This is a genomic window from Streptomyces sp. NPDC053432, from assembly GCF_055585365.1.
In genome coordinates this window covers 111130-124174 of the sequence record NZ_JBVJKF010000020.1, presented here as the reverse complement: position 1 = coordinate 124174, position 13045 = coordinate 111130, and the positions used below count along the sequence as shown (strand labels likewise).

Below are 13045 nucleotides of genomic sequence, written 5' to 3'. Positions count from 1 at the left end.
AGGACGGGCGACGGGGCTGGCTGTCGGAGAGGTGGCGCTGGGACAGGTCACCAGCAGTTCGCAGTACAGCAGTAGATGCAGTACCGGTAAGTGATTGATCCCAGAGGGAAGAACGGAGGAGCTGAGCGCCATCAGGATCGCCCGGGTGGGAAAGCAGAGCCCGGGTACCGCAGGACATCGATAGTGAGGTGGTCTCCGGTCAAGCAATCGCGATCCCCGCAGTCCCGACTCCGTTCAGTCGGGTGAGCGGAAACAGAAAGCCGGTGCAGTATCAGGGCCGGCAGATGGTGTAGCTGTTCCTTCGGGGCCCTGGTGCCATAGGCACCAGGGCCCCTCAACGCGTTCACCCGTTTTATGAGAGAGGCTCCATGGCAGCTGACAATCCGACCGGCCCGCTCGGTGGCCACCTGGACGACGACGACTATCCCGCCTACACCATGGGTCGGGCCGCCGAGATGCTCGGCACCACTCAGGGCTTTCTCCGCGCGATCGGCGAGGCCCGCCTCATCACGCCGCTCCGCTCCGCCGGTGGACACCGCCGGTACTCCCGCTACCAGCTGCGGATCGCCGCGCGCGCCCGGGAACTCGTCGATCAGGGAACCCCGATCGAGGCGGCCTGCCGCATCATCATCCTCGAGGACCAGCTCGAAGAGGCCCAGCGCCTCAATGCCGAGTACCGCCGCGCCGCCGGTTCGGGCGGCCCGGACGCCGCGGCCTGAGGCCTGAGACCGTCCCCGCCCGGCCCGCTGGAATGCCGGCTGGTCCCAGTACCCCCGCTGCGGATCGGCCCGCGGGCAACCGCGATCGCCCGGCATCCGGCGAGACCTGCACCGCGCCCGCGCTCACCGGCGCGGGCGCCTGCCTCATGGGGTCAGGTGTGGATGCGGCTGTTGGTGCCGTCGTGGTGGTCGGCCTGTTCGTCGTCGAACCAGTAATCGCCGGCGGCCAGGTAGCGGAACGAGTGAGCGCTGTGGGCGGGCAGGGAGACGTGGGCGGCGCGGGTGCCGTCGCCGCGTGCTTGGAGGGGGTGGGCGGCGGGGTTCCAGTGGTTGAAGTCCCCGACGACGCTGACCGGCGCCGGCGGCTGGTTTTCGGGCAGGACGAAAGTGACCTGGGTCCGGTCCTTGAGTCGCTTGCGTTCGAGCATGATGCTTCTCCAGCCGTGTGGGAGTTGTCGGGGTAGGCCCCGGGCCTGGTCGCCAGGGCGGTGACGCTGCGGGGTGGAACGCGGCCGTGGGTCGGTCCGCCGGCCACCCGGCCGGTCCCCGGGGGATGGCGGCGGCCGGTTCCCGGGGATGGCGGCGCACAGTGGCACCCAGGGTGGTGGGGCAGGTAGCGAGGGACGGGCCCGTAGCGGGACCCGGCCGGGACTCACCGCCGGCCGGGTCCCGCGTGCATGGACCTTCTCGTCGCTCTGCCACCATGACACGAACCGGCCCGCCGGGGCCTGCGGGTGTAGACCAGTCGGGCGACCCCCGCAGGTGCTGCCGGCCGTGTTTCGGTCAGCTGTCAGTGATCGGGAACAGCTTGTCGGTGCCGGTGAGTTCCAGCAGGTGCAGCAACTGGGGCCGTGGGCCACGCAGGCTGATGTGCCGGCCGTGCTCCTCCGCAGCGTGCAGACCCGCGATGAGGGCGTTGATGCCCGAGGAGTCGCAGAAAGACATCTCGGTCACGTCCACGACGATCTCGCTGGAGCCGCCGGGCTGGGTGATCGCGGAGAGCAGGGCGGTGATCAGCATGGGGGCCCGGTCGATGTCCATCTCACCCCCCACATGGACGACAGTCCGCTGGTCACCGCTGCTGACCCACACCCCTGCGTCGCTGCCTTCTTGATCGCCCATGCCTCCACTATGAGGCATGCCGTCCCCACGCCGGGGTACGCCAGGACGGTTGCACGACCTGTGCCCCCGGGTGGTGCCGGTGCCGGTGCCGGTGCCGGCGCAGGCCGGCGAAACGTGCCCCGCCCGCGCGCCTGCTCGCTGGGGGAGCTCGGCCGTGCACCACCGGCGCTGCGAGTCGGTCGCCGTACTGACGGACCGCTTCGCCGACCTCGTTCCCGCCTGCCTGGCTATCCGCGAGCACCGAAGACGGGCCCCAGTGGGGCCCGTCACTCGACTCAGCCGCTGACCGGCCACTGCGCCGGTTCCGCGTTGAAGCCCTGGAAGACCTCGACCGCGGCCGGCTTCTGTCCTGCCGGGATCAGGAACGCCGTGCAGATCTTCTCGGACTGACCCGGGCCCAGGGTCTTTTCGCTCTGCGTTTCCGGGCAGTTCGCCCACTTCGCACTGCCCATCATGACGATCAGGGCACGCGTCCTGAGCCCCGCCTCCGTCCTGATCATCAGGTCGCCGTCCATGTCACCGATCTTCATGGGCGTGCCGCTCTTGTGAGTGAGCGTCGACCACACGAACACGGGGATCTGCGGGCCTTTGTCGTCCTTCTGCAGGCCGGAGTTCTCCATGTCCGCCTCGGTACCGGTGTGCACCTCCAACGGTGTCACCGTGAACTTCGCGTCTGCGGAGTCCACCTTCTGGCTCTCCTGCTCCGGACTGGCCTCGCCCAGACGGAACGTCTTCTTGGTGTCCGCGGCGGCATGCGGCGACGGAGAACTGTTGCCCTTCGCCGCCCCGAGGCCGTTGCACCCGGCCAGGAGGGCGGTCACGGTCACAGCCCCCACCGCTGCCGCTGCAGCGCGCGTCCACGTACGCAATCTCATCCTCGCCTTTCGACGGGCCGGGCGGCGGACGCCGCCGTGACCCGCACTTCGTTGTTCCAGGCGATCATCATCTCAAATGCGGACATGCCGAGATGGCCCTGTCCGCCCGGCCTGCGTGGTCCTCGTAGCAGGGGCCGGGACAAGGGGACGGTGGCTCCCGAGGCGGTCCCGGTCACGTGAACAGGGGACCGGAAAAAGGCGACTTCACCCGAATCGATGCTGTTCCTAGGCTGGACGGGCAAGCAAGCGGAGCATGCGTCGCGGGCCGGACACCGGTGCGGCGCCGAGGGAGTTGTCTTGGCCAGTCACGATCCGATCGAACGCCCTGCGGAGCCGTCGTTCAGCGCGTTCCGCGCGTCCGGAGCGCAGCAGCGGATGTACTTCCTCCAGCAGCTGGAGGAGGGCAGGCCGACCTACCACATGCCCGTCTTCTACCGCCTCGAAGGCCCGGTGGACGAAGCCGCGCTCCGCGCCTGCGCCCAGGGTCTGCTCGACCGGCACGAGGCGCTGCGCACCCGCTTCGTCCTGCGCGACGGCGAGCTGTGGCAGCACATCGACACCGAGGCCGCGCTCGTCTGGTCCTGCGCCACGGCCCGCGGAGCCGGGGACGTCGAGGAGTGGATGGCCGCCGAACACCACCGGCCCTTCGACCTGGAGTCCGGACCGCTCTTCCGGGCGGCCCTGCTGCACACCCCCGAGGGCGCGGTCCTCGCGCTCGCCATGCACCACATCGTCGCCGACGGCTGGTCCGTCGGGATCCTCGTCCGCGAACTCCTCGGCGCGTACGCCCACTACGGCGACGGGCCCGACGGCGGCCCTGACGGCACCGACCGCCGCAGCCCGGCCGGGATCGTCGCCCCGGAGGCCCCCGCGTACCAGTACGCCGACTTCTCCGACTGGCAGGAGGAATGGCTGCGCGGCCCCGCCGCCCAGCGCCAGCTAGCCTACTGGGAGAAGCAGCTGGACGGCGAACTGCCCGACGCGCCCCTGCCCCGCGACGGCCGGCCCGCCGCAGGAGCGGCCCGCGGCGCGGCGGCGCTGCACTCCTTCGAGGTCCCGGCCCCGGTGCTCGCCCGGATGGAACGCCTGTGCCGTGACACCCACAGCACCCCGTACACGCTGATGCTGGCGGCCTTCCAGATCGTGCTGGGCCGCTACACCGGCACCGACGACGTACTCGTCGGGACGCCGGTGGCGGGCCGGGGCCGCAAGGAGTTCCAGGACACCGTCGGCCTGTTCGTCAACACGCTGGTGATCCGCGCCGACCTGTCCGACGATCCCGCCTTCCGGGTCCACCTGGAGCGCGTACGGGACACCGTGCTCGACGCCCAGGACCACCAGGACCTGCCTTTCGAACGCGTCGTCGACCGGATCGCCGCCGGACGCACCGGCGAGGAGGCCGCGCTCTTCCGAGTCATGTTCGGCCTGCACGACGAGGACGGCATGACCGACGGCCTGCCCGGCCCGAAGGCCACGCTCCTCGAAGGACCGGCCGGAACCGCCAAGTTCGACCTGACCTTCGACGTCGTACGCACCGGCGGCGCGCTGAGCTGCCGGCTGGAGTACCGGGCGGACCTGTTCGACGCCGCCACCGTCCGGCAGTTCGGCCGGCACTTCGCCCGACTCCTGGACGCCGCCACCGCGAACCCCGAACTGCCGATCGGCGCACTGCCGATGCTGTCGCCCGACGAGCGGACCGGCATCGGCTCGACGCTCCCGGACCGCGCCGACCTCCCGCACACCCCGGGCGAGCGGACGTGCGTCCACGAGATCTTCGCCGGACACGCCGCCCGCACTCCCGACGCGGTCGCCCTCGTCCACGAGGGCGTCTGCCTCACCTACCGCGAGCTCGACACCCGCGCCAACCGGCTCGCGCACCGGCTGCGCGCCCTCGGCGTCGGCCCCGACACCCTCGTCGGACTGTGCCTGCCCCGCTCCGCCGACCTCGTCGTCGCTCTGCTCGGCATCCTCAAGGCCGGCGGCGCCTACCTGCCCCTCGACCCCGACAACCCGCCCGAGCGGCTGCGCCACATCGTCCAGGACGCCCGCCTGGAGCACGTCGTCGGAACCACCGGCACCCGGGACCTGTGGGACGCCCCCGGCCTGCACACCGTCGACCTGCTCGCCGACGCCCCGCTCCTGGCCGCCGAACCGGACACCGCCCCCGACACCGGCGTGACCCCGGACCACCTGGCCTACGTCATCTACACCTCCGGGTCCACCGGCCTCCCCAAGGGCACCCTGGTGCCCCACGCCAACGTCACCCGGCTGTTCTCCGCCACCGACCACTGGTTCGGCTTCGGCCCCGACGACGTGTGGACCCTCTTCCACTCCATCGCCTTCGACTTCTCCGTCTGGGAGCTGTGGGGAGCCCTCGCGCACGGCGGCCGCCTCGTCGTGGTCCCGTACGAAACCAGCCGCTCGCCCGAGGAGTTCCACCGGCTGCTGCGCGCCGAACGGGTCACCGTCCTCAACCAGACCCCCTCCGCCTTCTACCAGTTGGCCCGGGCCGACGAGGAACACCACCGCACGGCCGGACCGGCCGACCCCGGGCTCGGCCTGCGCCACGTCGTCTTCGGCGGGGAAGCCCTCGACGTCGCCGCCCTCGCCGGGTGGTTCGCCCGGCACGGCGACACCGCACCCCGCCTGGTCAACATGTACGGCATCACCGAGACGACCGTGCACGTCACCTACCGGCCGCTGACCGCCCGCGACGCCGAGGAGGGCCGCGGCAGCGTCATCGGCGTGCCGATCCCCGATCTGCGCCTGCACCTGCTCGACGCGCGCGGCCGGAGCGTCCCGCGCGGCGCCGTCGGGGAGCTGTACGTCGCCGGAGCGGGCCTGGCCCGCGGCTACCTGCGCCGGCCCGAACTCACCGCCGAGCGCTTCCCCACCGGGCTCGCCGACGGTGTCGCCGACGCACCCGCCGGGCTCTCGCCCGGTGAGCGGCTCTACCGCACCGGAGACCTGGCGAGGGCCCTGCCCGACGGGGACCTGGAGTACCTCGGCCGCATCGACCACCAGGTCAAACTGCGCGGTTTCCGGATCGAACTCGGCGAGGTCGAGGCCGCCCTGGCCGCCCACCCCCTCGTCGACGCCGCGGTGGCACTCGTCGCACCGGACCCCGCGGGGAACGACGTCCTGGTCGGCTACCTGGCCGTGTCCGGGGCCGACGACGGGGCGGGCCCCACCGTCGAGGAGATGCGCGAGCACCTCGCGCGGCGGCTGCCCGGCTACATGATCCCCGGCGCGTTCGTCACCCTGCCCGCCTTCCCGCTGACCGCCAACGGCAAGACCGACCGGCGCCGGCTTCCCGCGCCCGGCTCGGCCGGCCGCACCCCCACCGCCGCCTACGAGGCACCCCGCGGGCCGGTCGAGACCGCGCTCACGGAGGTCTTCGCCCAGGTCCTCGGGCACGACCGGGTCGGCGCACTGGACAACTGGTTCGCCCTCGGCGGCGACTCCATCCGCTCCCTCCAAGTGCTGGCCCGGGTCCGCGAACGAGGCCTCGACCTCACGGTCGCCGACCTGATGAGCTTCTCGACGGCCCGCGCCCTCGCCCCGCACGTCACCCCGCGGGACCGCGCAGCGGCCGCGGCCGAAGCCCCGTACGAGCCGTTCGCACTCCTGACCCCCGCCGACCGCGCCGCGCTGCCCGAGGGACTGGAGGACGCCTACCCGATGACCCGGCTCCAGGCCGGCATGCTCTACCACAGCGACCTGCCGTCGGCCGGCGGACGCGTCTACCACAACGTGGCCTCCTACCTGATCGAGGCGCCCTTCTCCGAGGAGGCCTGGCGGACCACCGTCGAGGTCCTCGCGGCCCGGCACGAGATGCTGCGCACCTCCTTCGACCCGCACGGATTCACCGAGCCCCTCCAACTCGTCCACCGCGGCGCCCGCCCGGAGCTCACCTTCGAGGACCTGCACGGCCTCGACGCCGAGGCGCAGCGCCTCGCCGTCGCCGCCCGCTACGCCGCCGAGCGCGACCGGCCCTTCGACTGGGACCGGCCCCCGCTGATCCGGTTCCACGTCCAGCGGCTCTCCGACACCCGGCTCCAGCTCTTCGTCGCCGAGCACCACGCCGTCCTCGACGGCTGGAGCGAACGGTCGCTGCTCACCGAACTCGCCCGCTGCTACACCGAGGCGCTCGCCGCCCGGACCCCCGCGGACGGCCCCTCCCCGCAGGCCGGCCCCCGCTCCCGGTTCGCCTCCTTCGTCGCCCTCGAACGGGCCGCGCTGGCCGACCCCGGGCAGCGCGCCTTCTGGACCGGCAAGGCCGCCGACGCCCCCGCGACCACACTGGCCCGCCCGGCGGCGACCGGCGGACCCGCCCGGATGTCCTGGTACCTCGCGCCCCTGCCCGAGGAATTGCACACCCGGCTGACCGCCCTGGCCGCGGCGTGCGGGGTACCGCTGCGCACCGTCCTGCTCGCCGCCCACCTGAGGGTCATGGCCCTGCTGGGCGGCGGCGACGCGGTCACCACCGGGGTGGTCCACAACGGCCGCGCCGAGGAGACCGACGGCGACAAGGTCGTCGGCGTCTTCCTGAACACCCTGCCGCTGAGCATCACGGTCACCGGGCTCAGCTGGCGCGGCCTCGTCGGGCACGTCGCCGCCGTGGAGGCGGAACTGCACGCGCACCGCCGCTTCCCGCTCGCCGAGATCCAGCGACTGTCCGGGGGAGGCCCGCTCTTCGAGACCTTCTTCAACTACACCCACTTCCACGTGGAGCAGGAGGGGCCGGCCGACGGCGCGTTCACCGTGCTGGAGGAGACCGGAGAGGCCGGCACCGACTTCGCCTTCGGCGCCGAGTTCTCCCGCAGCCCCGACGGCGCCCTGCTCGAACTGGGCCTGCGCTATGACGCGGCCCAGTTCTCCGAGGAGCAGATGGCGAGCGCGCACGCCTCCTACACGGCCGCCCTGCGCGACCTCGCCGAGTCCCCGGACCGTGACTGCACGACCGCCGACCTGCTGCCGCAGGCCGAACACCACCGCTACGCCGAGTGGAACCGCACCGCCGTCGACCACCGGCGGCCGCACGTCCTGACCCGGCTGATCGACCAGCAGCGGGACCTGACGTCCGACGCCCCCGCCGTCCGCTTCGACGGCGCCGAGCTGACCTACCGCACCCTCGACACCGAGGCCGAGCGGCTGTGCGCGGCCCTGCGGGAAAGGGGCGCCGGCCCCGGCACGTTCGTCGGCCTGCTGCTGGAACGCTCCCTGGCGCTGCCCGTCGTACTCCTCGCCGTCCTCAAGTCCGGCGCCGCGTACGTCCCGCTGGACCCGGAGCACCCGGCGCCGCGGGTACGGTCGCTGCTCGCCGAGTCCGGCATCGGCCTGGTGGTCGCCGAGGGCGCGTGGGCGGAGCGGCTGGAGGGCTCCGGGGTCATCGTCCTGCGGCCGGAGGAGGCCGTGACGGGCACCGCGGGTCCCGCCCGCGCTCCCGTGCCGTCCGACCCGGCGTACATGATCTTCACCTCGGGATCGACCGGCAAGCCCAAGGGGGTCGTGGTCTCGCACCGCGCCATCGCCAACCGGCTGCTGTGGATGCAGGACGCATACGGGCTGAAGCCGGGGGAGCGGGTGCTGCACAAGACGCCGTACACCTTCGACGTCTCCGTGTGGGAGCTGTTCTGGCCGCTGCTGACCGGCGCCACCCTGGTCCTCGCCCGCCCCGGCGGCCAGCGCGACCCCGGCTACCTCGCCGGACTGATCCGCGCCGACGGCGTCAGCACGGTGCACTTCGTCCCGTCGATGCTCAGCGTCTTCCTCGACGACCCCGCGGCCGTGGCCGGCGCCGCCGGCCTCACCCGGGTGGTCTGCAGCGGCGAGGCCCTGCCGTACGAGGTCCAGCGCAGGTTCTTCGAGCGGCTGCCCGGCGTCGAGCTGCACAACCTCTACGGGCCCACCGAGGCGGCCGTCGACGTCACCTACTGGCAGTGCCGGCCGGACGGCGGCGACACCGTGCCCATCGGCCGGCCCATCGCCAACATGCGCACCCACGTCCTGGACCGCCGGCTGGCCGAGGTCCCCCTCGGCGTCACCGGCGAGCTCTTCCTCGAAGGCGTCGGCCTCGCCGACGGCTACCACGGACGACCCGAGCTGACGGCCGAGCGGTTCATCGAACACACCGGTCCCGACGGCACCACCCGCCGCCTCTACCGGACCGGCGACCTGGCCCGGCACCGCCCCGACGGAGCCCTGGAATACGCGGGCCGCACCGACCACCAGCTCAAGATCCGCGGCTTCCGCGTCGAGCCGGGGGAGATAGAAGCCGTCCTCGCCGAACACCCCGGTGTGCGCGACTGCGCGGTCCTGCCCCGCGGCGAACGCCTCGTCGGCTACTTCGTCCCCGAGGCGGCCGGCCCGGACGCCGCACCCGCCCTGGGCCCGGGCGTCATCGCCGCCCACGCCCGGGAGCGGCTCCCCGAGTACATGGTCCCCTCCGCCTGGGTGTGCCTGACGGCCCTCCCGCTGACCGCGAACGGCAAGCTGGACCGCGCCGCCCTGCCCGATCCGGACCCCGCCGACCTGCGGGGCGGTGCCGAGCCGATCCCGCCCCGCGACGCCCTCGAATCCCGCCTCGCCGGGATCTGGGAGCGGCTGCTGGACGCCGGCCCGGTCGGCGTCGACGACGACTTCTTCGCGTCCGGCGGGCACTCCATCGACGCCCTGCGCCTGATCGGCCGGATCAACCAGGCCTTCGGCGAACGCCTCGGCGTCTCGGCCGTCCTGGAGCACCCGACCGTCGCCCGGCAGGCCGCGCTGCTGCGCGGCCGCCACGTCGCCGTGGCGCCGGACCCGGTGGTCCGCCTCCAGGCCGAGGGCACCCTCGACCCGCTCTTCCTCGTCCACCCGATCGGCGGGAACGTCTTCTGCTACCGCACCCTGGCCGCCGAACTGGGCACCGAACGTCCGGTGTTCGGCCTGACGGCACCCGGGCTGACCGACCCGTCGGCGGCCCCCGACGCCACGGTCGAGGAGCTGGCCGCCGCCCACCTGGAGGCCCTGCGCCGGATCCGCCCCACCGGCCCCTACCACCTGGCCGGCTGGTCCTTCGGCGGGCTCCTCGCCCACGAGATGGCGGTCCAGCTGCGCGCCGCCGGACAGGAGGTGGCGACCCTCGCACTGCTGGACACCGGCTACCCGGAGCCCGGCCTTGTCCCCGACGACGAGAACGAGCTGCTGGAGTGGTTCCACGAGGACCTCGCCCGCTCCGCGGGGTTCGACCCCACCGAGGAGAGCGTGTCCTTGCTGCGGAGCTCCCTGCGCAGTGTGGCGGACGACCCCGCCCGGCTCGCCGTCCTCGCCGAGCAGGTGGAACGCGAGGGCTTCGCCCCCGGCCTGGACCCGGGGGACCTCGCCCGGCACTACGCGGTGTTCCGCACCGGGATCCGCGCCGCCGCCGCGTACCGGCCCCCGGCCGCCCCCTGCCCGGTCCTCTTCCTCCAGAGCACGACCGGGGCCCGGGAGCACTCCGCCGATCGATGGGCGGTCCGGGCCGAGGCCGGCTTCACCCGCCACGAGGCCGCCACCGACCACTACGGGCTGATGCGGCCGCCGCACAGCACCGCGGCCGCCGCCCTGCTGCGCACCGCCCTCGCCGGGGCCGGCCCCCGCTGACCGGGCGCCCCGGCCCGCCCGGGGCGCCCGTAAGGGGTGTCTTGCCGATCAGTCCGGGCTCGCCCCGGCCGACGAGACACCCCTGGCCCTCCCACCCCGCCCCCAGCCCTCCGCGCGCCGTGCGCCGACGAGGCGTGCCCCGGCATGCCCCCGCACCCCGCACCAGAACAGGAAACGGAACACACCACGTGACGACTGACACCCCGGGGCCCGCCCCCGAGCTGAGCGGCCGGATCCGCGGCGGTCCCGCCGAGCTCCTCCACGACGAAGTCCTCGCCCCGCAGTTCGGGTTCGAATCCCGCCACCTGCTGCGCCACTACGTCGCCATCGAGAAGACCCTGGCCGCCGAGTACGTCCGCATGGACCTGATCACCGCCGAGGAGGCCCATCGGATCGCCGCCCTGCTGGACGCCGTCGGATCCGACACCCTCAGCGCGCAGCCCGGCGCCAACATGTCGGACATCGCCTTCGCCCTCGAACGGCACGTCGAGGCGGGCCTGCCGGCCCCGGTCACGCACTGGCACGCCGACCGCAGCCGCAACGACCTCCAGGCCTGCGCCCAGGTGATGTACGGCCGCGACCAGCTCGCCCGCTTCGCGAGTGCGCTCCTTGAACTCGGCTCGGTCATAAACGAGTTGGCCCAGGAGACCTGCGACCTGCCCATGCCCGGGTACACCCACTTCCAGGCCGCCCAGATCATCACCCCCGGCTTCCACCTCGCCGCGCTCTCCGAGCACCTGCTGCACACCCACGCCCGGCTGCTGAACGCGTACGACGGCATCGACGCCTGCCCGCTCGGCGCCGGCGCCATGGCCGGACAGGAACTGCCCTGGGACCGCGACCGGATGGCCCGGCTGCTCGGCTTCTCCCGCCCGCAGCCCCATGCCCTGACCGCCGTGGCCTCGCGCCGCTGGAGCGCCGAACTGACCGCGGAACTGAGCCTGCTGGGCACCGCGCTGAGCCGCTTCACCACCGACCTGCTCACCTGGGGCGGCAGCGAGTACGGGTTCATCGAACTGCCCGACGAACTGTCCGGCATCTCCTCCGCCATGCCGCAGAAGAAGAACTACCCGGTCCTGGAGCGCATCCGGGGGCGCACCGCCCACCTGACGGCCTTCCACTTCGACGTGCTCCTGGGCCAGCGCAACACCCCTTTCTGCAACCTCGTCGAGGTGTCCAAGGAGGCCGGCACCCACCTGCTGAACGCCTTCGATTCGGCCCACGGCACCGTCCGCCTCCTCACCGAGGTGCTGCGCAGGCTGACCTTCCGCGCCGACCGCATGCGTCGGGTGTGCGAGCGCGAGTTCCTCGGCGGCTTCAGCCTCGCCAACGCCCTCTGCCTCACCGAGGGGGTGCCCTGGCGCACCGCCCAGGTCGTCGCCGGGAAGTACGTCGTGCTCGCCGCGACGGCGGGCGCCGCCCCCGCCCCGGGCGAACCCGCCCTGCTGGCCGAGGCGGCCGCCGGACACGGCATCACCCTCGCCGACCCCGCCCGGCTCCTCACCGAGGCCTTCGACGTCGACCGGGGCCTGGAGCGCCTGGTGTCCGACGGGTCGGCCCGCCCCGACGCCGTCCGCGCGGTCCTGAGCACCCAGCAGGAGACGTACGCACAGCTGCGCGCCGACTGGCAGGCGCGCGCCGCCGCGCTCCGTGCGGGCGCCGAGGAGGGCGACCGCGCCCTGTACGGAGCGCCCGACGACAAGATCCATGAGGAGGACGGCGATGGCATCCGCACCCGCGTTCAGCACGCCCACTGACACCGTCGCGGGGGCGACCGCCGTCCCCGTCGGCCCCGGCTCCGGCAGCGCCTTCGGCACCTTCGGGGAACTGCTCCAGGGCGCCCTGCCCCACCCGCAGGGGGACTTCCTGGTCACCTTCCCCCTCGCCCGCTGGGCCACCGCCGTGTTCCACCCCCAGCCCGGCCGCCGCGAGGTCCGGGTGCGCCCGGCGCACAAGGCCAAGTCCCGCCGTGTCGCCGAGGCCGTCCTGGCCGCCCTCGGCACGGCGGACGGCGGCCTGCTGGAGGTCGCCGGGGACCTGCCCGAGGGCAAGGGCCTCGCCAGTTCCTCCGCCGACCTCGTCGCCACCGTACGGGCCGTCGGGGCCGCCCACGGGCGCGCCTTCACCCCGGCCGAGACGGAGGACTTCCTGCGCGGCATAGAACCGGCCGACGGGGTCATGTACGACGAGATCGTCGCCTTCCACCACCGGGAGGTGCGCCTGGGCCGCCGCCTCGGGGTGCTGCCGCCGCTCACCGTCGTCGCCCACGACGAGGGCGGCCAGGTCGACACCGTCGCGCACAACCGGGGCGCCCGGGCCATCGACGCCGCCGACCGGGAGGAATACGCACGCCTGCTGGACCGGCTCACCGACGCCGTGGCCCGCGGCGACCTCGCCGAGGTCGGGGCCGTCGCCACCCGCAGCGCCGAGATGAACGCCCACCGCCGCCGGCGCGCCGGATTCGCGCAACTGCACGCCCTGTGCCGCGAGGTCGACGGGCTGGGCCTGGTCCTCGCCCACAGCGGCACCATGCTCGGCGTCCTCCTGGAGGCGAACGACCCCGCCCTCGCCGGCAAGACCGAGCACATCCGGGCCGGCTGCGCCGCACTCGGCGGCGAGGTGTCCGTACACCGCTCCCTCGGCGCCGACGACAGCTGGAGCCCGCAGGCCCCGCCCGCCCACCCCACCGAGCTGGAGATCTGA

At 73.4% G+C, this 13045-nt stretch carries 7 protein-coding genes; 4 read left to right on the top strand and 3 right to left on the bottom strand.

From position 1 onward, the window contains the following. The first annotated feature begins 368 nt into the window (after nt 1-368). The gene (locus ACZ6Y1_RS28420; protein WP_469635898.1) at nt 369-719 is read left to right on the top strand and encodes a MerR family transcriptional regulator; all 351 of its coding nucleotides are present in this window, start codon (nt 369-371) and stop codon (nt 717-719) included. A gap of 152 nt (nt 720-871) precedes the next feature. Here the strand turns inward: ACZ6Y1_RS28420 and ACZ6Y1_RS28415 are convergent, their stop codons facing one another. From ACZ6Y1_RS28415 to ACZ6Y1_RS28405, 3 genes are all read right to left on the bottom strand, one after another. Next, nucleotides 872-1147 carry an isoamylase early set domain-containing protein gene (locus ACZ6Y1_RS28415; protein ID WP_469635895.1) on the bottom strand — a complete coding sequence of 92 codons (276 nt, stop codon included), beginning with the start codon at nt 1145-1147 and terminating at the stop codon, nt 872-874. 355 nt (nt 1148-1502) lie between these two features. Continuing rightward, a complete protein-coding gene (locus ACZ6Y1_RS28410) occupies nt 1503-1841 on the bottom strand; it encodes an STAS domain-containing protein (RefSeq protein WP_469635892.1) in 339 nt (112 codons plus the stop codon). 275 nt (nt 1842-2116) lie between these two features. Next, on the bottom strand, nt 2117-2668 hold the full coding sequence (locus tag ACZ6Y1_RS28405) for a hypothetical protein (RefSeq protein ID WP_469635889.1): 552 nt from the start codon (nt 2666-2668) through the stop codon (nt 2117-2119). 345 nt (nt 2669-3013) lie between these two features. Between ACZ6Y1_RS28405 and ACZ6Y1_RS28400 the strand changes: the two genes are divergently transcribed. The 3 genes from ACZ6Y1_RS28400 to ACZ6Y1_RS28390 all read left to right on the top strand — a co-directional run bounded on the left by ACZ6Y1_RS28400 (nt 3014) and on the right by ACZ6Y1_RS28390 (nt 13045). Continuing rightward, a complete protein-coding gene (locus ACZ6Y1_RS28400) occupies nt 3014-10342 on the top strand; it encodes an amino acid adenylation domain-containing protein (protein WP_469635886.1) in 7329 nt (2442 codons plus the stop codon). 188 nt (nt 10343-10530) lie between these two features. After that, nucleotides 10531-12099 (top strand): lyase family protein, encoded by a 1569-nt coding sequence (locus ACZ6Y1_RS28395; protein ID WP_469635883.1) that lies wholly within the window; start codon nt 10531-10533, stop codon nt 12097-12099. Then, nucleotides 12065-13045, top strand: a complete 981-nt coding sequence (locus tag ACZ6Y1_RS28390; RefSeq protein ID WP_469635880.1) for a GHMP family kinase ATP-binding protein — start codon at nt 12065-12067, stop codon at nt 13043-13045. Before ACZ6Y1_RS28395 ends, ACZ6Y1_RS28390 begins: the two co-directional genes overlap by 35 nt.

Coding starts and splice junctions, on each gene's coding strand:
- ACZ6Y1_RS28390 (WP_469635880.1), top strand. CDS start 12,065: ATGGCATCCGCACCCGCGTTCAGCACGCCCACTGACACCGTCGCGGGG.
- ACZ6Y1_RS28410 (WP_469635892.1), bottom strand. CDS start 1,841: ATGGGCGATCAAGAAGGCAGCGACGCAGGGGTGTGGGTCAGCAGCGGT.
- ACZ6Y1_RS28420 (WP_469635898.1), top strand. CDS start 369: ATGGCAGCTGACAATCCGACCGGCCCGCTCGGTGGCCACCTGGACGAC.
- ACZ6Y1_RS28415 (WP_469635895.1), bottom strand. CDS start 1,147: ATGCTCGAACGCAAGCGACTCAAGGACCGGACCCAGGTCACTTTCGTC.